This is a genomic window from Cesiribacter sp. SM1, assembly GCF_020178975.1.
Classification (GTDB): domain Bacteria; phylum Bacteroidota; class Bacteroidia; order Cytophagales; family Cyclobacteriaceae; genus Cesiribacter.
The window spans coordinates 174,209-197,682 of sequence record NZ_JAHXBU010000042.1 but is presented as its reverse complement, the minus strand read 5'-3'; the positions used below and the strand labels follow the sequence as shown (position 1 = coordinate 197,682).

The 23,474-nt window shown below is 48.5% G+C and carries 15 protein-coding genes; 10 read left to right on the top strand and 5 right to left on the bottom strand.

Annotated elements, in window-relative coordinates:
- The 5 genes from KWJ01_RS07170 to KWJ01_RS07150 form a co-directional block, all read left to right on the top strand.
- Positions 1–460, top strand: a 460-nt coding sequence (locus tag KWJ01_RS07170; protein ID WP_304502767.1) for a transketolase family protein, incomplete at its 5' end; no start/stop codon positions are given.
- 438 nt (positions 461–898) lie between these two features.
- Positions 899–3,793 carry a glycosyl hydrolase 115 family protein gene (locus KWJ01_RS07165; RefSeq protein ID WP_224995745.1) on the top strand — a complete coding sequence of 965 codons (2,895 nt, stop codon included), beginning with the start codon at positions 899–901 and terminating at the stop codon, positions 3,791–3,793.
- Positions 3,794–4,010: 217 nt separating this feature from the next.
- Positions 4,011–5,756 carry a glycoside hydrolase family 43 protein gene (locus KWJ01_RS07160; protein WP_224995744.1) on the top strand — a complete coding sequence of 582 codons (1,746 nt, stop codon included), beginning with the start codon at positions 4,011–4,013 and terminating at the stop codon, positions 5,754–5,756.
- A 160-nt stretch (positions 5,757–5,916) separates the two neighbouring features.
- Positions 5,917–7,845, top strand: coding sequence for a sialate O-acetylesterase (locus tag KWJ01_RS07155; RefSeq protein ID WP_224995743.1), 1,929 nt, complete (start codon positions 5,917–5,919; stop codon positions 7,843–7,845).
- Between the two features lie 347 nt (positions 7,846–8,192).
- The gene (locus tag KWJ01_RS07150) at positions 8,193–10,514 is read left to right on the top strand and encodes a glycoside hydrolase N-terminal domain-containing protein (protein ID WP_224995742.1); all 2,322 of its coding nucleotides are present in this window, start codon (positions 8,193–8,195) and stop codon (positions 10,512–10,514) included.
- Between the two features lie 247 nt (positions 10,515–10,761).
- Here KWJ01_RS07150 and xylE read toward each other — a convergent pair whose 3' ends face one another.
- The 5 genes from xylE to KWJ01_RS07125 form a co-directional block, all read right to left on the bottom strand.
- Positions 10,762–12,219, bottom strand: a complete 1,458-nt coding sequence (xylE, locus tag KWJ01_RS07145; protein ID WP_224995741.1) for a D-xylose transporter XylE — start codon at positions 12,217–12,219, stop codon at positions 10,762–10,764.
- A 34-nt stretch (positions 12,220–12,253) separates the two neighbouring features.
- Complete coding sequence (gene xylA / locus KWJ01_RS07140) at positions 12,254–13,585, bottom strand: xylose isomerase (RefSeq protein WP_224995740.1); 1,332 nt, start codon at positions 13,583–13,585, stop codon at positions 12,254–12,256.
- A 39-nt stretch (positions 13,586–13,624) separates the two neighbouring features.
- Complete coding sequence (locus KWJ01_RS07135) at positions 13,625–15,103, bottom strand: xylulokinase (protein ID WP_224995739.1); 1,479 nt, start codon at positions 15,101–15,103, stop codon at positions 13,625–13,627.
- 676 nt (positions 15,104–15,779) lie between these two features.
- Positions 15,780–16,358: a fasciclin domain-containing protein gene (locus KWJ01_RS07130; RefSeq protein WP_224995738.1), complete on the bottom strand. Its 579-nt coding sequence runs from the start codon at positions 16,356–16,358 to the stop codon at positions 15,780–15,782.
- An 86-nt stretch (positions 16,359–16,444) separates the two neighbouring features.
- Positions 16,445–16,645, bottom strand: coding sequence for a hypothetical protein (locus tag KWJ01_RS07125; RefSeq protein WP_224995737.1), 201 nt, complete (start codon positions 16,643–16,645; stop codon positions 16,445–16,447).
- Between the two features lie 355 nt (positions 16,646–17,000).
- Between KWJ01_RS07125 and KWJ01_RS07120 the strand changes: the two genes are divergently transcribed.
- The 5 genes from KWJ01_RS07120 to KWJ01_RS07100 all read left to right on the top strand — a co-directional run bounded on the left by KWJ01_RS07120 (position 17,001) and on the right by KWJ01_RS07100 (position 23,001).
- Complete coding sequence (locus tag KWJ01_RS07120; RefSeq protein WP_224995736.1) at positions 17,001–17,831, top strand: N-acetylmuramoyl-L-alanine amidase; 831 nt, start codon at positions 17,001–17,003, stop codon at positions 17,829–17,831.
- Positions 17,832–17,963: 132 nt separating this feature from the next.
- Entirely contained in the window at positions 17,964–19,553 is a 1,590-nt protein-coding gene (locus KWJ01_RS07115; protein ID WP_224995735.1) for a D-arabinono-1,4-lactone oxidase, read from the top strand.
- Between the two features lie 343 nt (positions 19,554–19,896).
- Positions 19,897–20,322 carry a hypothetical protein gene (locus KWJ01_RS07110; protein WP_224995734.1) on the top strand — a complete coding sequence of 142 codons (426 nt, stop codon included), beginning with the start codon at positions 19,897–19,899 and terminating at the stop codon, positions 20,320–20,322.
- A 163-nt stretch (positions 20,323–20,485) separates the two neighbouring features.
- Positions 20,486–22,375, top strand: coding sequence for a tetratricopeptide repeat protein (locus tag KWJ01_RS07105; protein ID WP_224995733.1), 1,890 nt, complete (start codon positions 20,486–20,488; stop codon positions 22,373–22,375).
- Positions 22,372–23,001: a response regulator transcription factor gene (locus tag KWJ01_RS07100; RefSeq protein ID WP_224995732.1), complete on the top strand. Its 630-nt coding sequence runs from the start codon at positions 22,372–22,374 to the stop codon at positions 22,999–23,001. Before KWJ01_RS07105 ends, KWJ01_RS07100 begins: the two co-directional genes overlap by 4 nt.
- Positions 23,002–23,474 lie beyond the last annotated feature (473 nt).

Here is a 23,474-nt window from a genome sequence, read left to right as displayed (position 1 = left end):
GCCCATCTTCACAGCCCCCGACCAGGAGTTTATCATCGGCAAAGCCTGGATGGTGAACGAAGGAGCAGACGTATCTATCTTTGCCACCGGTCACCTGGTGTGGGAGGCCATACAGGCAGGGGAGCAGCTGGCAGAGATGGGCATAGATGCAGAGATCATCAACATCCACACCATCAAGCCCCTGGATGTGGAGGCGGTGCTGAAATCAGCCCGTAAGACAGGCTGTGTGGTAACGGCAGAGGAGCACAACAGGCTGGGTGGCCTGGGCGACAGCATCGCACAGGTGCTGGTGGGGCATCACCCGGTGCCACAGGAGTATGTGGCGGTAAACGACAGCTTTGGCGAAAGCGGTACCCCAGAACAGCTCATGAAAAAGTATGGCCTGGATGCAGAGCACATCATCAAAGCCGTGAAAAAAGTAATGGAGCGGAAGAAAAAGCTTGAAGCGCAAACAGCCTGAAGAGCTGGGACAACTCCCTGAATTGACAGGCTCAGCGTTCTGAAGTTTACAGGAATGCTGTGAACACTATAATTTATGTGTTCACTGTCGGCAGAACCTGATCACAGGCTGGATTATGTCTGCAAGGGCACTAGCTGTAAACCGAGGAAAGAAACAAAAACTGACTATTATCTCAACTTAAACTTGTACTGTTTTAAAGAGCTATCTTATGATTCTTCAGCCAAGTCTGCCTGCATAGGAGTAACAGCTTGGAGAAAGTGTTGTAGGATAGCTTTTTATTAAAACAGCTGCATAATAAAGGGAAAAACTCCCCGCTGTTATGTATACACAAATACCGGCTGCCTTGCTCATGGCTGGCTGTTTACATCTAAAGTTATAGTGAACATACCCCCAAAAAAATCTTATCAGGCGTTACTGGATCAAATCAGCAGTGCATTTATGCTGTTCCCAGCAGCACGTTCAGCAGCTGCAATATGCCTGTTCTTTTTGTTGCTGATGGCGCAATCGGTTTCGGCCGTAGAAGATACACTATATGTATCCAGCCAGGAGCAGGCAGGAAGCTTTACCCTTGCTGCAGCAGGTAAAACGGCAGCCCTTTACATCAGTCCCGAAGACCACGCAGGCGTGATCCGTGCCCTTAGAGACCTGCAGTCAGATATCAACAGGGTTACAGGGGCACAGCCACAGCTTTATACCAACAATAAGCCTGGCAAAGCAAAGGAATTAGTGCTGGTAGGCACACTGGGCAAGAGTCCCCTGATCGATGGGCTGGTAAAAAACAAGAAACTGAATGTTGATGGCATAGCCGGTAAGTGGGAAACCTTTGTGGTGCAGGTAGTAGAAAAACCAATGAAGGGCGTTGACAGGGCCCTGGTGATTGCCGGTAGTGATAAGCGTGGTACTATTTTTGGCATCTACGATCTTTCTGCACAGATCGGTGTATCCCCCTGGCATTATTTTGCCGATGTGCCGGTAAAGCAACAGCAGAACTTATATGTATTGCCCGGCCGCCACACCGATGGCGAACCTAAGATTAAGTACCGTGGCATATTTATTAACGACGAAGCACCGGCACTGGCAGGCTGGGCACAGGAGCAGTTCGGGGGTTTTAACCATAAGTTTTATGTGCATGTGTTTGAGCTGATCCTGCGCATGAAGGGCAATTTTCTGTGGCCGGCCATGTGGGGCCGTGCCTTTTATGATGATGACCCTAAAAACCCTGTGCTGGCAGACGAATATGGCGTAGTGATCAGCACCTCACACCACGAGCCCATGATGCGCGCCCACGATGAATGGCGCCGCTATGGCTCCGGCCCCTGGAACTACAAAAACAACCCTGAAAAGCTACAGGAATTCTGGCGGGAGGGCATCAAACGCATGGGCACCAACGAAAGTATTGTAACCTTAGGCATGCGTGGCGATGGCGATGAAGCCATGTCGGAAGGTACCGAAATATCGTTGCTCGAGAAAATTGTAGATGATCAGCGTAAGATTATTTCCGAAGTGACCGGCAAAAAAGCCGAAGAAACGCCACAGGTATGGGCGCTTTACAAAGAGGTGCAGGACTACTACGACAAAGGCATGCGTGTACCCGATGATGTTACACTGCTGCTGGCCGACGACAACTGGGGCAACATCCGCAAACTGCCCAAAGCAGGCGAAAAGCAGCACAGCGGTGGCTATGGCATCTACTACCACTACGATTATGTAGGCGGACCGCGAAACTACAAGTGGATCAATACCAATCCCATTGCCCGGGTGTGGGAGCAGATGCACCTGGCCTATGAATATGGCGCCGACAGGCTCTGGCTGGTAAATGTGGGCGATATCAAACCTATGGAATTCCCAACAGAGTTTTTCCTGGACTATGCCTGGAACCCGGAAAAGTGGCCGGCAGAGCGCCTTCAGGAGTATACACAGCTGTGGGCAAAAGAGCAGTTTGGAGAAAAATATGCCACAGAAATAGCCGAACTCCTTACCCAGTATGCCAGGTTCAATGGCCGTCGCAAGCCGGAATTGCTTTCGGCAGATACGTACAGCCTTACCAGTTATCGCGAAGCAGAAAGGGTAGTTGAGGAATACAATGCCCTTGCAGCAAAAGCAGAAGCAATTAATGAAGCTTTGCCTGCAAAGTATAAAGATGCCTATTATCAACTGGTGTTATACCCGGTGGCTGCCAGTGCAAACATTAATGAGCTGTGGGTAACAGTGGGCAAAAACCGCCTCTATGCCAGGCAGGGCAGAGTGGCTGCCAATGATCTGGCTAAAAAAGCACAGGCCCTTTTTGATAAGGACAAAGCCCTGGCAGAGCATTACCACAAAGGCATTGCCGGGGGTAAATGGAACCATATGATGTCGCAGACGCACATCAGCTATACCTATTGGCAGCAGCCCGAAAAGGATGTACTGCCGGAGGTTAAAGAGGTAACACCTGCTGCAGGAGCAGAAATGGGGGTAATGGTAGAAGGTTCTGATGAGTGGTGGCCTGCAGCACAAACAGAGGCCGTACTGCCCGAAATTACACCTTTCAGCCAGCAGGCTCCTTACCTGGAAATCTTTAACCGTGGTCAAGAGCCCTTCCAGTACCAGGTACAGTCTGCTGCTCCCTGGCTAAAAGTAAGCGAGCCAGCAGGCACTGTCGATAAAGAGCAACGCCTCACATTGGATGTTGACTGGAACCAGGCGCCCAATGGCATACAGCGCGTGCCACTTACCATTACCGGGCCCAATGGCAGTAAAGTAGTGGTGCAGGCAGTGGTTCATAAACCAAACCTTACCGCCGATCAGGTGCAGGGTTTTGTGGAAAGCAATGGTTACGTATCGATGGAAGCCGAACACTTTAGCAGGGCTGTAGAGGCTGGTCCGGTTAAATGGAAGGTAATTCCAGACCTGGGTAAAACGCTTTCGGGTGTAACACCGGTACCCGTAACCGCACCAGACCAGACACCGGGCGGCAACAGTCCGCACCTTCAGTACAAGATGCACCTTTTCAATAGCGGTGAAATAAATGTGCGTGTATTAGTATCGCCAACCCTTAATTTCCACAATGACCAGGGGCTGCGCTTTGCCATCTCTATCGATGATGAAAGGCCACAGATCTTGAACCTCCACGCTGATCAGTCGGAGGGAGCCTGGAACAGGGATGTAGCCAATAACATCAAGGAGCTGGTCTCTAAGCATAACATCAAACAGGCTGGCGAGCACGTGCTGAAGTTTTGGATGGTAGACCCTGGTGTGGTACTTCAAAAGATTGTGGTTGAAACAAGGGAAGGAAAACCATCTTACCTGGGGCCGCCAGAAAGCTACAATAAGTCTGCAAAGATAGTTGAGTGATCTATCGAAAGGTAATTGCGCTTTGCAGGCTTCAGGACACTGAGCCTCTATTGAATAAGCTACAGCATATTTCGCCATCAGGCTCATACTTTGCCACAACCTTCAGCAAAAATGCAGGTGGTGGCCGCGTATGCTTTTCCAGTGAGTATCATTGTTACATCAATTTTGTAATTGTAATTTTTCATGTTTTCAGCATCTGCATCATTCAGATACATATATGGTTCTAAAGAATATTGTACTTAAAAAATCCATTCTATTGTTAACAGGTTTCCTGATCAGCCTGGGTGGGTTTGCACAAGAGTCCCGGACATTTCTAAATCCCATATTAGCGGGTTATTACCCCGACCCCAGCATTACAAGGGTAGGAGAGGATTATTACCTGATCCATTCTACCTTTGCTTATTTTCCGGGCGTACCTATTTTTCATAGCAAAGATCTGGTAAACTGGCGGCAGATTGGTCATGTGCTGGACAGAGCCGAGCAGCTGGATGTGGATGGTTTGGGCATCACCAGGGGAATTTTTGCCCCGGCCATATCGCACCATAAGGGTACCTTTTACATGATCACCACCCTGGTGGACAAGGGTGGTAATTTTGTAGTAACGGCAACAGATCCTGCAGGCCCCTGGAGTAATCCGGTGTGGCTATCCGATGTAAATGGCATCGATCCCTCTATTTTCTTTGATGATGATGACAGGGCATACATTGTGTACAACAGTGAGGCACCCGACAACAAGCCCTTATACGACGGGCACCGCACAATTCGCATGCTGGAGTTCGACTATAAGAATCTTAAAACTACAGGCCCGCAAACAATCCTGGTGAACGGTGGGGTAGATATCTCCAAAAAGCCGGTTTGGATAGAAGGACCGCATGTTTATAAAAAGGGGGATTACTATTACCTGATGGCTGCCGAAGGTGGCACCAGTGTAAACCATTCAGAGGTGATATTAAGAAGCAAAAATATACGGGGTGAATATGTTCCCTATGCAGAGAATCCAATCTTAACGCAGCGCCATTTATCTCCCGACCGCCCCTTTCCTGTTTCAGCTACCGGCCATGCCGACCTGGTGGAAACACAGAATGGTGAATGGTGGGCAGTTTTTCTGGCTACCCGGCCATACGACAAAGAAGATCACTACAACATTGGCCGCGAAACATTTCTGGCCCCGGTGCGCTGGGTAGGGGGCTGGCCAATCATTAATCCCGATTATGAGGAAGTCCAGTATGCTTATCCAATCCCTAAGCTGCCGGCAAGTGCTGCATCTGCAGTTCCCTTGAACGGCAACTTTACCTATCGTGATAATTTTGACACTGAGAGCTTACCACTCCACTGGTCATTTGCAAGAACCCCACGCACCCAATGGTATAGCCTGGCAGAACCTGCAGGTAGCCTAACAGTAGCCTTACGACCAGAAACGCTTTCCGGCACAAGAAATCCTTCTTTTGTGGCTCGCAGGCAGCAGCACTGGACAGGCAGCGCCAGCACTAAAATGCAGTTTAATCCTGCCGCGGCCAATGAGTTTGCAGGCATGGCGCTGTTCCAGGGCGAACAGAACTACTATGCCTTTGGTAAAACCCTGAATGCTGCCGGCGAGCCCGTAGTGCAGTTGTTAAAATCTATCAAAGCACCAGCAGCAGGCGGGGATGGTGCAACCGAAGTGGTTGCCGAGCAAAAGCTAAGCCCGCGTGAGCGTAACAAGCCCCTATTCCTGAAGTATGTTTTTGATAAAGGTACTCTCAGCTTTCACTATGCCACCAAAGAAGGCGACTGGAAACTCCTGCAGGAAGGTGTAGACGGTACATTCCTCAGTACACGCGTTGCCGGAGGTTTTGTAGGTACAACGGTAGGGCCTTATGCTACTTCACAGGCTAAGCCATCCAATGCAAAAGCCAGCTACGACTGGTTTGAGTACCAGGGGAATGATGCTGTGTATGAATCAAAGGAAATTTTATTTAAGTAGTCAAACCACCAGGAAACATCAAGGAGCCACCAGAGAAGGTGAAAGCTTGAAGGAGTGATCCTAACAAAGAAGCTTTCCTGCCATACAACAACAACAGACTCCGGGAGTGCTTTCTTTTAAGAAGCGGCTCCTCTTAAACATCAAAAACAGAAGGTGTAAAATGAAGTGTTTTACGAGTTATCTGATAGCAACTATTTTAACAGTAGTTGCTTTTATATCCATTCCCGCAAATGCAGCAGTAAAGCTACCCCGACTCATAGCTGATGGTATGGTACTACAGCGCGACGAGCCGCTTAACATCTGGGGTTGGGCAGATCCGGGAGAAAAGGTGAAGGTTGAATTTCTGGGAAAAACTGTTCGTACCAAAGCCGATAAAAAGGGCAACTGGAAAATAGCGTTGCCGGCAACTGCTGCCGGTGGTCCTTATACCATGAAAGTCAATGAAAAAGAAATCAGGGATATTCTCATTGGCGATGTATGGCTTAGTTCAGGACAATCCAACATGGAGTTCCCGGTGCGGCGGGCGCTGGATTTGTACAGGGCAGAAATTGAACAGGTTAACAATCCGAACATCCGTCAGTTCAGGTCCTCTTCGCGAAATGATTTTGAGAACCCGCAGACAGACTACAAAGACGGCTCCTGGCTTCCGGCTACTCCTGAAAACATCATGGACTTCTCGGCAGTAGCCTATTTCTTTGCCGCTGAGTTGTACCAGCAATATGGTGTTCCTATCGGAATCATCAGTACCGCCATAGGTGGTTCTCCTGCAGAATCCTGGCTAAGTGGAGCAAGTAACAGGAAATACCTCGATAGTTGGTTGGCCGCTCAGGCCAAAGTAGATTCCACTAGTGCGGCCAGAAAGGCGGCGGGTGTCGAGGAAAAACCCTACAACTGGACGCAAGAACTGAATAAGAAAGATCCGGGCGTTTCACGCTGGTCGAAAGCCGGGGTAGATGTTTCCGGCTGGCCGCAGATATCATTGCCAGGTTACTGGACAGAGCAGGGCGTGGATCTGAAAACTGGGTCGATATGGTTTTACAAAGAATTTAATATTGAAGATTCTTTGGCGGCTAAGAGTGCCATTCTTCGATTGGGCAGAATCATTGACAGCGATTCCGCTTTTGTGAACGGAACCTTTGTAGGAACAACCTCTTATCAGTATCCGCCCCGAATTTATACAATACCTGCTGGCCTGCTGAAACCCGGGAAGAATAAACTGATGGTACGGGTGATCAGCCAGGGTGGCAAGGGTGGCTTCGTGGTAGAAAAACCCTATGAAGTGCGTATAGGATCTCAAACTGTAGATTTAACCGGAGACTGGAATTATCATATAGGTGCTGATGTAGCGCCAGTTTATGGCAGTGGCGGCACCTTACCATGGAGACCCGGCGGTTTGTACAATGGTTTGATAAGCCCTGCTGCTAAGTATCCTGTCAAAGGGGTAATCTGGTACCAGGGAGAATCCAACACAGGGAGAGCTGGGGAATACAGGGAGCTTTTTCAGAGCCTGATCACCGACTGGCGCACCCAATTTGAGGATCCCGACATGCCTTTCTTGTATGTACAGCTGGCCAACCTGGGTACACCAAATAAGCAGCCGGTTGAAAGTGGCTGGGCTGCTTTGCGTGATGCACAGCGCAGGGTGCTTGCGTTACCCAATACCGGCATGGCAGTGGCCTATGACATCGGGGAGTGGAATGATATTCACCCCTTGAATAAGAAAGAAGTTGGACACCGCTTAGCCCTCGAGGCCAGGCGCGTTGCCCACGGTGATAGTGCTGTGGTAAGCGCCGGACCTTTGTATAATTCGATGGAGGTTAAAGACAACAGCATTGTCCTGACTTTTTCATCCGTCGGTTCTGGTTTGTTCACAAACGCGCTGCTGGAAGGGTTCCAGATCGCCGGCCCTGATGGTCGCTTTGTGTGGGCTGATGCAGTGGTGCTGTCAAAAAACAAAGTGAAAGTATGGAGCAAGGAGGTAACCAACCCAACAGTTGTGCGCTATGCCTGGGAAGATAATCCGGCCGGGGCAAACCTCAGAAACAAAGAGGGTTTACCCGCTACCCCTTTCACCACTAAGGAAGAGTAAGGTAGTGTATCTGATCTTATGCCCGAGGGGTACTACTAACATGGCTATTCATACAAGCCAGGATACAACCTTACTGCCGCCATTATTCATCCCTCAGATTTATCCATTTTATTTGTGTTAGCTGTAGGAGCACGAAAAGCAGTCTGATGAGCGGCCAATAGGGCCTGGGGAGGCCTCATTTACTTATGATACCCTAATTGAAACTGAATTGTACCCCTGAAAGCAGGTAAGGACCAGTATCTTTAAGGATACAAAACTGGAGCAATTGCTATGCCGGGCTCGAATGGGAAAGAGTGCCAGGGCCAGCTGTTTTACTCCTCATCCTTACAAACAAATTATCAGACAATATGATAAAGAAGGTTTACGAACCCTTGGCGGTACTCCTCATTATTCTATCAACATTGAGTCCCTCTCAGGCACAGCAGCCAAATCAAAAGCCAGGGGAACTCAGCTTATGGTATAACCAGCCTGCCTCAGAATGGAACGAAGCGCTGCCGGTGGGGAATGGTCGGCTGGGTGCCATGGTGTTTGGCAATGTAGCATCCGAGCGCCTGCAGCTGAATGAAGAATCTGTGTGGGTAGGCAAACCGGCAGATTTTGTAAATCCGAAAGCAAAAGCTTCATTGCCAGAGGTGAGGGCCTTGCTATTTGCAGGTAAATACGCCGAAGCGGTAAAACTTGCCCAGGACAATATGATGGGCGATAAGCAGGTGTGGAGCACCTACCAGACCCTGGGTGACCTCTACCTCCACTTTGACTCTCTGCACCAGCAGGCTAAAGACTACCGCAGGGCGCTGGATCTGGAAACAGCTGTGGCAACGGTACAATACCGGGCAGGAGGAGTAAATTTTAAGAGAGAAATATTTTCCAGTGCACCCGACCAGGTGCTGGTGGTGCGGCTTACCGCTGATAAAGCCGGGGCCATTTCTTTTGATGCTTCCCTGGATCGTCCGGGCGGCAAAGCACAGTTTACCTCTGTTGGTAATGAGCTGACAATGGGGGAACATGTAGGGAATGGCGTTGGTGTTATCATGAATGCACGCCTGCGTGTGCTCAACCAGGGCGGGAGTGTGCAGGTAGATGGATCAAAACTGAAGGTAAGCGGTGCTGATGCTGTAACGCTGCTGCTATCTGCCGCAACCAATTATGGAGGGGGGGAACCTGCCAAAATTTCCGGTACCCACATGGATGCTGCCGTATATAAAGCCTATGACTCTTTGAAAGACTCGCACCTGGCTGATTACCAGCAGTATTTTAAGCGTGTAGCCCTTGAACTTGGTAATACAGATGCTTCATATTTCCCCACAGACACCTGCCTGAAGGCCCTGCAAATGGGCAATACCGATCCGGATCTGGTGGAGCTTTACTACCAGTATGGCCGTTACCTGCTCATTAGCAGCTCGCGTCCCGGCAGCCTCCCCGCCAACCTGCAGGGCATCTGGGCCGATGGTCTTACCCCACCCTGGAGTGCCGACTACCACATCAACATCAACATACAGATGAACTACTGGCCGGCAGAGGTAACCAACCTTTCAGAAATGCACATGCCTTTTTTGCAGTTCCTGGATAAAATGAGACCCGATGCCCGCAAAACTGCCAGGGATATGTATGGCGTGAAGGGTACCGTAGCGCACTTCACCACCGACCCCTGGTTTTTTACAGAAACTTATGGCGAACCACGCTGGGCCATGTGGCCTATGGGCATGGCCTGGAGCGCGCAACACCTCTGGGAGCATTACCTGTTTACAGAAGACCGGCAGTACCTGAAGGAGCTGGGGTATCCGGTTATGAAAGAAGCTGCAGAATTTGCCGTTAACTGGCTGGTAGAGCATCCGGAAACAAAGCAGCTGGTATCCGGTCCCTCTATTTCTCCGGAAAACACCTTCAAGACCAAAGATGGCGAAGTAGCAACCATGGTCATGGGCCCTACCATGGACCATATGATCATCCGCGACCTCTTAAGCAATACCATCGAAGCCAGTAAACTGCTAAAGCAGGATGCCGGCTTCCGGCGGCAAATGGAAAAAGTACTCACCCGGCTGGCTCCTACACAGGTAGGCAGCGATGGCCGCATTATGGAGTGGACCGAGGAGTTTGAAGAGAATGAGCCGGGACACCGCCATATTTCACACCTTTTTGCCCTGCACCCCGGCAGGCAAATTACCAAGCAGCAAAATCCTGAACTGCTGGCTGCAGCCCGTAAAACCATTGACCACCGCCTGGCGCATGGCGGCGGACATACCGGTTGGAGCAGGGCCTGGATCATTAATTTCTTTGCCCGCCTGCAGGATGCAGAGGCCGCCTATGAAAACCTGCAGGAGCTCCTGCGCAAATCTACGCTGCCCAACCTCTTCGATACCCACCCGCCCTTCCAGATCGATGGCAACTTTGGCGCAACAGCCGGTATTACCGAAATGCTGCTGCAAAGCCATGCCGGCGAAGTAGAGCTGCTGCCGGCACTGCCTGCTGCCTGGCCTGTGGGGAGTGTTGAAGGCCTGGTAGCACGCGGTGGTTTCGAAGTAGACATTGAGTGGGAGGAAGGTAAGCTGAAACAGGTGAATATTTTATCCAGGTTGGGTAATCCGCTGCAGCTGCGTTACAAGGATAAAGTAATTAATCTGAATACCCAGAAAGGCCAAACCTATATGCTGAATGGAGCGTTGGAGTAAACATTTAAAATAAAGGCGGCATGCAGCATACCCAGGGTTAAAACCCTGGACTAATTGATCTTATTTATAGCTTCACTCTCTACAGGCAGAAATGAGGCAGTTCATTTACTTAGCCCCGGACTGGAGTCCGGGGTAAACCTGCAAAAGGAAAAACCCCGGGACCATAAGGCCCGGGGTTTTTAACCAATCATCAATCATCAAAAAATATTTATGCATATCAGCACGGCTTGGCGCTGCGCTGAAAAGTTTATGCTTTCACCCTTACCTTTGGACCTGTATTCGCATTAAGGGTTGTTTGGTCTGATTTGCTTCTCCAGAATTGCTCCAGTTCTTCCAGCGTTTTGCCTTTGGTTTCTGGTACCATTCTCCATACAAAAAGCAGGGACAGCACACTCATGGTGCCATAGAACCCATAGGTAAAGGCCGTGCTGTATTCCATCATAACCAGTGAGGTAGAGGAGATGAAATAGTTAGCAGCCCATTGAGCTGCCACTGCCACGGCTACTGCCTTGCCTCTGATCTTGTTGGGGAAGATTTCCGAAATCAATACCCAGCAAATAGGCCCCCACGACATCATGAAAGAAGCGGTGTAAACGATGATAAACACCAGGGTGCTGATACCAATGATTCCCATATAGGAAATGGCCGAAAGGGCAAACATACCAACAGCCATCCCCACAGAACCTACCATCAGCAGCGGTTTTCTACCCCATTTATCAACCGTCATAATAGCCACCACCGTGAAAATTACGTTAACCACGCCCATTACTACAGTTTGTAGCATGGAGGCATCTTTTCCGGCACCCATGCTTTCAAAAATCCGGGGGGCGTAGTAAAGGGCCACGTTGATTCCTACAAACTGCTGGAATACTGAAAGCAGAATACCAATGGTCACCACCACTTTACCATAAGAAAATAGCCTGGCAGAGTGCTGATCCAGAGTGCTTTTAATTTCAGACAGAATGGATCTGGCACGATCGGGGCCGTTAATTTTAGTAAGTACGTTGAGCGCTTCCACATCTTTGTTGATGAGCGTGAGGTAACGCGGTGTTTCAGGAACAAAGAAGAGGAGTACACCAAAGAGTCCGGCAGGAATGGCTTCAGACAGGAACATCCATCTCCAGCCGGTTTCATTGATCCACTCAACGGGTTTGCCGCTGGCAATACCCCAGTTAACGAAATACACCACCAGCATACCGAATATAATGGCAAACTGGTTCAAAGAAACCAGTCTGCCACGTATGTTGGCCGGAGCCAGCTCACCAATGTAAACAGGAACAACCGCTGAGGCCAGGCCTACACCAATACCACCAATAATGCGGTAAAAGTTGAACATATACAGCAGCCCCATGCTAGGGTTGCCCCTTTCGAAGAACAAAAACTCCGGAAAGCCCGACCCTAAAGCAGAAACAAAGAACAGAAAAGCAGCAAGGATCAGGGAGTTTTTACGGCCTATGCCCGATGCCAGAACGCCGGAGAGTACACCGCCAATAATACAGCCAATCAGGGCGCTGGAAATGGTTACGCCATGCACCCATGTACTGAGCCCGAGGCCCTCTATCAGATAGATTTGTACAGATCGCTCTGCACCGGAAATAACCGCCGTATCGTACCCGAAGAGTAAACCTCCCAGGGTGGCAATCAGGGTGATGCCAGCGATATAGGCAAGATTATAGCCCCCGCTTCCTTGTTGATTTTTTGTCATTGTTACATTTATAAGAGTTGGAAATCTTAAGCAGCTATATGTAGCGGTTGATCAGGTTCTCCAGGTATTCCTGGCGGCCGCTGATGGTTGCAGGCTCACCATTTTCAATGGCATAAGCACGCAGGTCTTCCAGCGAAAGCTTACCTTCTTCAAAAGCTTTGCCTTTGCCGCTGTCGAAAGAAGCATAGCGCTCCTTGCGGATCTTCTTGTATTCCGACTTCTGCAGGATGGCATCGGCAGTCAGCAGCGCCCTAGCAAAGATATCGGCACCACCTACGTGGGCGTAGAAGAGGTCTTTCGGATCGGTAGAGTTTCTTCTGATCTTGGCATCGAAGTTAATACCGCCGCCCTGCAGGCCACCGGCCTCAAGCATCACCAGCATGGCTTCTGTTAATTCATAAATGTCGTTGGGGAACTGGTCGGTATCCCAGCCGTTCTGGTAATCACCACGGTTGGCGTCTACAGAACCAAGTAAGCCATGATCGGCAGCTACCTGCAGCTCGTGCTGGAAGGTGTGGCCGGCAAGGGTGGCATGGTTAACCTCTATGTTCAGCTTGAAATCGTTCATCAGGTCGTACTGACGGAGGAAGCCAGCCACAGTTGCAGCATCGTAATCGTACTGGTGCTTGGTTGGCTCCATTGGCTTAGGCTCAATAAAGAAAGTGCCTTTAAAGCCCTGCTTACGCGCATAATCTTTTGCAGCATGCAGGAAACGGGCAAAATGCTCCTGCTCACGCTTCATGTCTGTGTTCAGCAGGGTCATGTAGCCTTCGCGGCCTCCCCAGAACACATAGTTCTCGCCACCAAGTGCAATGGTAGCATCCAGGGCAGCTTTTACCTGTGCAGCACCATGTGCCAGTACATGAAAGTCAGGGTTTGTAGAAGCACCGTTCATGTAGCGGGGGTGCGAGAACAGGTTGGCAGTACCCCACAGCAGTTTTACGCCGCTTTCGGCCTGCTTTTGTTTGGCATACTCTACCATGGTTTGCAGCCTTCTGTCATTCTCCTTAATGTCGTTGCCGTAGTCCACCACATCCACATCGTGGAAGCAGTAGTAGGGCATGTTCATTTTGGTGATGAATTCAAAAGCAGCATCCATTTTGTCTTTGGCGCGCTCTATCGGATCTTTCTTCTCATTCCAGGGGTGAACGTGCGTTGGCGCACCAAAGGGATCGCCGCCATCGCCAACAAATGAATGCCAGTAGGCAATTGCAAAGCGCAGGTGGTCTTTCATGCTTTTGCCTGCCACCATTTTATTTTCGTCGTACCAGCGGTAGGCAAGCGGGTTGTCTGACTGCGGGCCTTCGTATTGGATCTGTCCTACTCCTTTAAAGTATTCTTTATCTCCTAAAACTACTTTTGCCATAAAATTGAGATTGTATAGGTTGTTGTATTAGAAATTGGTTTAACTAAGATGCTTCTGTAAAAGGGCCTTCCATTCCTGGTAGGCCGGTTCGTAGGCTTCTGTGTTATCAGGCTCCACCAGCTGCAGGGGTTTGCTGTTGCTGAAGGCTTCCTGTTCAGAAGAAAATGCTTTAACGCCTATGCCAGCGCCCAGGGCAGCACCAACGCTGCCATCGTTCATGTAGAGCTCTACCGGCACATGGGTAGCATTTACAAATGCCTCCAGAAAGAGGTCACTTAAGAAAAGATTTGCCCTGCCTGCCCTGATAAGGGTGGGGTTCATGCCGTTTTCGCGCATAATATCCAGCCCGTAGCGGAAGGCAAAGGCAATGCCCTCCTGTACTCCCCGGAACATATGGCGCTGGGTATGCAGGTTCAGGTCGATGTTGTGGAAATGTGTGCCTACAATTTTGTTGTTGAGCATGCGCTCTGCGCCGTTGCCAAAAGGCAGTACGCGCAGGCCATCGCTGCCAATGTTCACCTGCCTGGCCTGCTGGTTCATTTCTGCATAGCTTATTTCAGAGGCAAAGAGGTTTTTAACCCAGCGGTTAAGAATACCGGTGCCGTTGATGCACAACAGCACGCCCACCCGCTTTTCTTCACCGGCATAGTTCACGTGGGCAAAGGTGTTTACACGCGACTGCGGATCATAAATAAGCTGATCGCTAACGCCATAGATCACGCCGGAGGTACCAGCAGTGGCCGCTACCTCTCCGGGCTTCAGTACATTCAGGGAGAGTGCATTGTTGGGCTGGTCGCCGGATTTGTAGGTTACAGGTATTCCTTCTTTCAGCCCCAGCAGATCAGCGATTGATTTTTGCAGCCTGCCATGATCTGAAAATACGGGTCTCACCTGGGGTATCAGTGATTTATCGAATCCATAGTAGCCCAGTACATCTTCAGAGAGTGCATCTTTCCTGAAATCCCAGAACACCCCTTCGGATAGGGCGGAAACGCTGGTGGTAACTTCCCCGGTAAGCTTCATGGCCACAAAATCGCCGGGGAGCATCACTTTATCGATTCGGCTGTAGAGCTCCGGCTCATTTTCCTTTACCCATGCCAGTTTCGAGGCAGTAAAATTGCCGGGAGAGTTCAGGAGGTGGGAGAGGCTTTTGTCTTCGCCAATAGATTTAAAGGCTTTATTGCCAATTTCTACCGCGCGGCTGTCGCACCAGATAATTGAGTTGCGCAGTACCTGCTGTTCTTTATCAACCACCACCAGGCCGTGCATCTGGTAAGCAATGCCAATGGCACCAATGTCTTTGGGGTTATACTTACCAGAGGCATGTGCCTTACGCACAGCTTCCTGCACATGCTGCCACCACATATCCGGCGATTGCTCTGCCCAGCCTGGCTTTGGTGAAAGAATGTCTGATTCTTTGTCGGGATACTGGGCAGATACCACTGCTTTCTGGGTCTGCTCGTCTACCACCGAAACTTTGATGGAAGAAGTACCTAAATCTATTCCTAGTAAGAGCATGAGCGTATATTATTGCAAACGTTTGCGATTTCCCGGATAAAAAGATCTACCACTGTGAATATCAACTAAATTAATGGCTTTTCTTACTGATGATGGCTGGCATAAGCTGAACTCCTGTTCATTGAACGCAGATAAATAAATGCTATCCGATGTATTAACCGGAACAGCTGAATATTTTCCGGAAAAGGAGTAAACATGAAAGCTCATAGCGTAAGGGCTATCTTTAAAATAGTTTCAGTTTACAAGTTAAGTCTTCTGTAAGCGTGTATCTACCACTTTTTCACAAAAAACATAAACTATTTTAATCTGCTCATATTGCGGTTATAGTATGGGTTCCGGAAAAGGAGGGGATAATATTTATAGTATAATATTCCCTACAATGTGGCGCAAATTAACACTCCAAATACAGGCCTTTTACCTCCGGAAGTTTAACGGGAGGCTTTGTTTTTATTACACCGCAGCGGGTTAAGCTTTTTCTTTGCGGGTGAGCCATTTTTTGGAGACCAGTTTGCTCTTTAATTGGCAGACCTGTTTTGTACCTGTAAAGATTCTTTGTGGGGTAGCAGGGAAGGAGATGCGAAAAAAGAAAGCCCGCCGGGAGGGCGGGCCAGTTATTTAATAGTTAAAGTACACTAACACTGTTTGTATAAAACTAAAGCAACATCAGGAAGATTGTTTACTGCGGAACGTCAACATTTTCAGGGATCAGCACCTGGTCTATGATATGGATTACGCCATTTCTGGCTGGTATGCTTTGCGTTACCACTCTTGCATTACCAATCATAATGTTGCCATTTTCAGTTCTTAGGTGCAGGTTGGGTCCACCCAACATATCTACTGTTCCGGCATCTTCAACTTCATCCGGGGTTAGCCTTCTGCTCATCATGTGGTGCCCGATTATTGTTTTCAATTCCTGGCTGTCGCCCATGTTTTGAAGTGCAGCAAGCCTTCCCTGGGGCAGGTTATTGAAAGCATCATTGGAGGGAGCAAAAACAGTAAAAGGGCCTACACCGTCAATTGTCTCTACCATGCCGGCACTTTCAATAAGGCTACCGAAGGTAGATAGCTCTTCTCTGCTGACAATCACATCTCTAAGGCTTCGTGTTTCATTATCCAACTCTTCTGTACCTATCTGCACCTGCTCAGTGTTAGTTGTTTCTGTTTCTGCCTCTGTGCGGTTCTCGGAGCCGCAGGCACCCAGGCCAAGGCAAATAGTGACTGCTAAAGCGGTGTTAAAAAAATAAGATTTTTTCATGGGCTATAATGCATGGTTAAAGCTACACAACTGATGATCAGTGAGATTTGTTGGCTTTTTTGTTTGGTACAGCTTGTATGTAGAGATCAAAAGAAGCTTTTTCCGTGGCGCTGATAGCATACACCCCATGTGTTGTAGCGGCCACTGCCAATGCTGATGTATTTGTATGTTTGCTCTGTGTTTATGCTGGCGTAGAGCGCCTGCCTGATGTTAGTACCCATGCATAGCTCGCAGAGCATTGTGTTATCGCGGGTGAGCATCAATTGCCTGCGGGGCTGCAGGGTCAATGGCTTTTAGCTGTGCCTTCAGGGGTGTTTGAGCTCCATTATACCTTACGGTTAGAAGGAGCAGCTGCACACTATTTTCATGCCATCGGGGCTTAAGTGCTTGTTTGGTATATGGCAGACAGATCAAGAATATGGAAATATATTTTATGTCAAATGCATGAATATCAGTCATTTGTTTTGTAGTATGCTGAAAAATTATATAAATTAAATTCAAAATATTATTGCTTGTATCTTACTTCTGCTGCCAAAATACTTCATCAGGGGTTAAGATAGTTTTCTGCCTGCACTCCTCCGGATAAACAGTAACTGTACTGAACATCAGCTGCGTTTTTTGTTAACCACATCCAGAGGGCCTATGCACTTTTCAGTTGATCAGCGTCATTTTTTACAGGGGCAGCCCGAGCCACTCCGTGACTACCTGGCTGTTAAAAATAATATCCCCTTTGCACAGGGTTTTCCGGATAGTATCGTGATCCACTACACCGCCGGCAGGAGTGCACAGTCGGCGGCGGAGTACCTGGCAAGGCCCGATATTCAGGCTTCAGCTCACCTTGTCATTGGCCGTGATGGTACAGTTTACCAGCTGGCACCCTTTAACATCATTACCTGGCATGCCGGCGAGAGCAATTATGGCGGCAGAAAAACATGGAATCAGTATGCCATTGGCATTGAACTGGATAATGCCGGGCCGCTGGAAAAGATTGGTTATGCTACCTATATGGCATGGTTTGGCGGCAAGTACCCCGATGATGAAGTACTGCATGCGGTTCACAGAAATGAAAGCAGACCACGCTACTGGCATGTGTTTACAGAAAAGCAAATAGAGGTTTGCCAGCAGGTATGCGAAACCCTCATTGCTGCTTATTCCATCAATAAGATCCTGGGGCATGAGGAAATTTCCTTTGGCCGTAAAATAGATCCGGGGCCTGCTTTCCCGCTCGATATGTTCAGGGAACGCCTGCTTACCCATAACCGGAAAGATGCCGAGCTTAATAAAGTGATTCCGCACAAGGGTACTGTAACTATTGACAAGCTTAACATCAGGCGGGGCGCAGGGATAAATTTCCCTCTGGTGGCAGATCCTCTGCAGGCCGGGCAGCAGGTACATATTGTAGATGAGGAAGGGGGCTGGTACAAAGTGCAGACAACCATAGAAGGCTGGGTAAACAGAGCTTTTATTAGCTAAGCTGCACTGTAACTGTGCCATACAGGCTGCTCGAAGATCCGCCAGGGTTTTAAGGCTGCGGATATCCTTTTGTTTTTAGACCGGCTCCTGCTGGTCTGGTATTTACCCTTATTTACTACCTATTGTGTTATCATGAAAGTTAAACACCGCAAAACCTGGAGCAACACCATTAACCGGTACCAGTGTCAGCCCTTCAAATACTTTGAGCCGGAAGATATTTACGACCTGCAGCAGATCGTAAGGGAAGCAGAACTGGAAGGGGTGCGGGTGCGGGCTGTGGGCTCCGGACATTCATTTTCAGATGTTGCCATGAGCAGTGGCTACCTAGTAAGTTTTAAACATCTCGATAAGTTGCTGGATATGGATGTAAATCTGTTGCGGGTAAAGGATCACTACCACAAGCTGGTGCATGTGGAAGGAGGACTTACCATAGAGAAGTTTAACAAACTAATGTGCAAAAAGAACCTTTGTGTGGTAAACATGGGGGGGATCGATAACCAGACGCTGGCAGGGGCTATTTCTACGGGAACACATGGCACAGGTATCGATTTGCCGGCTTTTCATGCTATGGTAAGGTCTGTTGTACTGGTAGCTGCCGGAGGGCATGTTTACCGGATTGAACCCGCCGATGGAATTACCAACCCCCATACCTATGCCGAGAAAGGCATAAAGCTGGTGCAGGATGATCATGTGTTTAACAGCGTACTGGTGAGCCTGGGCTGTATGGGAATTATCTATTCCTTTATACTGGAGCTGGATGAGCTTTATTACCTGCGTGAAGCTAAGTCGCTGATGTTATGGCGGGATCTGAAACCAATGCTGGCCGACAGGAGCCTGTTTGAAAAAGACGGAGGAGGTATGCAGCGCTACAGGGGAATTATGGTGCAGCTCAATCCTTACCCAAACAGGCATGGTGAGCACACATGTGTGGTGGTAAGGCATCAGTTGCTGAAGGGCCGCCCCCGCCGCAGCTTTAACGACCTAACCCGCAACCTTACCAGCAGCACCCTTGGCAATATGCCCTTCGTGTACCGTTTAACCGCCTTTGCTGCACGGCGCCTGCCTAAGCTTATGCCCTGGATCCTGGAGCGCTCCCTGCACTCACTTAAGGATAAAAGCTATGAAAATATTGGCTATAAGGTGCTTTACCAGGGGGTGGAGTACATTAAAATAAGAGCCTACGACTGCGAGTTTGCTTTTGACCTGGCAGACAACAGCTTTATAGAGGCGCTGGAAGAGGTAATGGAAAAGGCGCAGTACCTGGCCAGGAATAACAAGTTATACCAGACATCTCCGCTTGGGCTTAGATTTGTTAGAGCCTCCAGTGCCTATATGTCGCCCTGCCACAACAGAAATGTTTGCTATATAGACACTCCTTTTCTGGTAGGAACCATAGGTGGAGACCTGATCCTGGATACTTACCAGGACATTATGCTCCGGCATGAGGGCGTGCCGCACTGGGGCAAGATCAATAACCGCTTAAACGGGCGTCCCGACCTGATCGAAAAGCACTACCAAATGTTCCCGGAATGGCTTAAGGTGCAGGCAAGGTTTAACCCCGACGGCACTTTTGATAACAACTTTTCAGAGCGCCTGCGGCTGTCGGCCAGGGTGCAGCAGCTAACCCGTGAAAGCGAGAAAGAATTAGGCCGCAAACTGCAAGGCCACCCTGGCTTTAGTACGGGAGTTGGTGATGGAGAAAGAGAAACTGTACCTGTTTAAAAAAAATGCCTGTTAAATGCCTGTCTGGAAAAAAAAATATAGGTAAAAGCATTTGTGTCTAGTCTGTAATATATTGATAATGAATTTATAAGCAGTTGATTCGCGCTTGCATCCCTGAAAACCGGTAGTTGAAAATAGCTGTTAGCGGTGTTACGCATCCGCAGATCATTTCTGACCTTTGAATAAATCATGTGGGAAAACAGGATGATCGGAAAGCACAGTGATTACAGTGATGTTGGCAACAGCGCGATGTGAAATGCTTTGTATATTTAATACAACTATTATATATGCGTTTGTTGCTCGTCTTCAATCGCCTGTTTTAACACCCTAACCTAACAGTATCATGATTTCAGTATCAGAAAAAACCTCATTTGCCCGTAACCGGCAGCAGCTGAACAACCTGCCTCACGACAAGGCCAGAATCTTACTTACAGTAGATAAGGAAGAAAAAAAGCTATACTGCCTTATCCTGTCGAAAGAAAAGCTTGAGTTTAAATCATACACCGAATCTCTGACAGATAACGATGTTCACAAACTGGTGCTTACCTACACCAGCAAAGGCGCTGAAGGTAAAAGCAGCGACAGGAACCTCTGCACCTTTGACCTGGACCTGCAGGGAGATACCAGCAAACGAAAGCTGCTGGAGGTAGAACTGATCGTGGAGGACAGCAAGGCGGCACTGATGGAGCTGGCTGTTGCAAGCAACAGCCTGAATACAAATCCGCCACCGCCAAAAAGCAGTGTGTATTATGGTGATGCAGATGCTTGATAATAGCAGTAAAGACTGCTGTAAGGTAAAAATACTAAAAAGGGTATTTTCTCTATAAGGATAATTTCTCACTAAAGATGTAATATCCTCATTAATCTTAGGTAGTGGCATTGATATTGTTTAAAACAATATTTAATTTGTTATAAATTTCACCATGTTTATAATGAAAACTTTTTTAGCTGCCGCTACCTTCTTTCTTTTCCTTCAGCTTGCCGGCATGCAAGCTGCTGAAGGGCAGGCTGCTGAGCAAATATTGGAAGCACCGGCAGATAGTCTGAAGAGGCTTCTGGAGGAGGAAACGAACGACAGCATCCGGGCTGCCCTGCACAGAGAACTGGGGCTGGAATACAAACGGGCTTCAGAACCAGACTTGGCCATTGAACAGTACAAAAAATCGCTTGCCATATCTACCAGGCTCAAGGACTCTGAAAGTATGGCAAAGTGTTATAACAACCTGGGTTCGGTATACAACATCAAGGGTGAGTTTGACCTGGCATTGAACAGCTACCTGAACAGTTTGCGCCTCAATGAGGAGTTGGGTGATAAGGGCGGGCAAATGAAAAACCACATTAACCTGGGTAATTTTTTTGCAGGGCAGCGAAATTTTGAAAAAGCAGAAGGGCATTACAGCAGGGCCCTTGAGCTGGTAGATCCTGGCAGGGATCTGAATTATGAAGCGCTCCTGAACCTGAACCTGGGTGGCATCAATACAGATCCGCACAACAATAAGGCCGATCAGGACAAGGCCATCCTCTACTTTGAGAAGGCCAGAGTTGCATTTACAAAACTGGAGGATCCTGTGCGGCTGGCTGGCGTAGCCAATAACATTGGTGTGGTAAAAGAACAGCAGGGAAAATTCCGGGAAGCCTACGACAGTTATTACCAGGCACTGGAAATTCGCCGGCAAATACAGGATTTACCGGGTGTTGCCCAGTCTTATTTCAACCTGGGAAACATTAAGTACCTCCTTAGTGATTTTAACAAAGCGCTTGATTTTTATAAGCTTAGCCTGGCGGAGGCCAGAAAAATAAAAGCCAGAAACCAGGTGCAGGATGCCCTGCATGGAATATCGGCTACCTACGCCAGCATGAAGGAGCACCAGAAGGCATTTGAGTACAGGCTTGAGTATGAGCTGCTGAAAGACAGCCTGTACAACGAAGAAAAGAGCAGGCAGCTGGCAGAGCTGGAAACACAGTACGAAACAGAAAAAAAAGACAAGGAGCTGATTGTAAAGGAAGCTTCTATAAAACAGAAAACGGCGGAACGCAATACCTATATGATAACGCTTGCCATAACAGTAATACTTAGTATTGTAGTAATCGTGGTATACCACCAGCGGCAGCGCGCCATATCGCAGCTGGCACTTAAAAACGAAGAGCTGCATAAGCGCCGTATCTCCGAAATGCTAAAGGAGCAGGAGATCAAATCCATCAATGCCATGCTGGAGGGGCAGGACAGGGAGCGCAAGCGCATTGCAGAAGATCTGCACGATCGCCTGGGTAGTACACTATCTGCCGTAAAGCTGCACCTACATGCACTCGATGGCGGTATCAAGCAGGATGCACCGCTGCTGCTTTACCAAAGGGTAAATGGCCTGCTGGATAAAGCTGTAACCGAAGTGCGCGACATTGCCCACAACATGGTATCCGGTGTGCTTACCAAGTTTGGTCTGGTGGCAGCCCTGCAGGACCTGAAAGAAACCATTGAAGCCACTAACCAGGTAAGGGTAGAGATTATGGTCCATAATTTGGATGAAAGGCTGGAGGGCCATGTGGAAATACACCTGTACCGCATCATACAGGAGCTTGTTAGTAACATTCTAAAGCATGCTAAGGCCACCGAAATCATCATTCAGCTTAACAAGCACAACCACGAGCTGTTGCTGATGGTGGAAGATAATGGCGTAGGCTTTAATCCCGGTGCTGCCAGCCTTAAAAAGGGCATGGGATTAAGAAATATAGAATCCCGTGTATCCAGCCTGGGGGGCAGTTTAAGTATTGACTCGGGCAGGGGAGGGGGCACTACCACCACCATAGAAATTCCTGTAGCATGATCAACATCATGATAGCAGATGATCATAGAATGATCATAGACGGCCTAACCTCTATGCTGGCTACAGAAGCCGGAGTAAAGGTAACAGGTGAGGCCTCCAGCGGAAAAGAACTGCTGGAAAAAATGGAGCAAACGCCTGTAGATATTGTGCTTATGGATATTAACATGCCGGAGCTCGATGGCATTGAAGCAACCCGTAAGGTAAAAGCTAAGTACCCGGCGGTGAGAATCCTGGTGCTTAGCATGTACAACAACCCGGAGTTTATCCGTAGCCTGCTGGAAGCAGGAGCATCGGGCTATATCCTGAAGAATACAGGCAAGGATGAGCTTATGGAAGCCATCCGGCAGGTATATGCGGGCCAAAACTACTATGGTAAGGAAGTTACAAAGGTAATGATGGAGAGCCTGCGCGGGTCCTCCTCCAACAATAACTTCAGTCTTACCAACCGAGAAAAAGAAGTTCTGAAACTAATTGTGGAGGAGTGTACTACTTCCGAGATTGCGGAGCGGCTGTTTATCAGCACCCATACCGTAGAAACACACCGCAAAAACCTGCTTAGTAAACTTAACCTTAAGAATACGGCAGGCCTGGTAAAGTATGCCATTGAAAAAGGTTACTACCTGTAATTAAACTTTTAAGTTCTAAGACTATACTGCTGCTGCAGCTTTAAACTATACATTTCTTGGCACTATTGCCCCGCTACTGCATTTTTTACAAGCAGCGGGTGCATGCTAAAGCTATGTTTCATTTGCTGATTTTTTTGTTACAGCTCCGGCTTAAGCGCTGAAATACTTTGTGCTTTCCCTCTGTTCAGGGAGGAGCAGGCCTATTTTACAGCAGGCACGGATATTTTTTTATGCTAATGCTTTTGATCTCTGATAGCTCAACATGATAAAAGCCTCCTAAACACGGCAGAATCAGCACAATCTATTCTCCTGCTCTGGCATTGGCTGTAGGGCTATCAGAATAAAAAATAAATGATGTGTCCAAAAAGGGTGGAGAGTTTCTCTCCTCCTTTTTTTCTCGCAGCAGCTTAGCCATAAAGCAAAAAAACAGAATTCCTTTGCCGGTTTTCTTGATGATTAGTGAAGGTGACTGC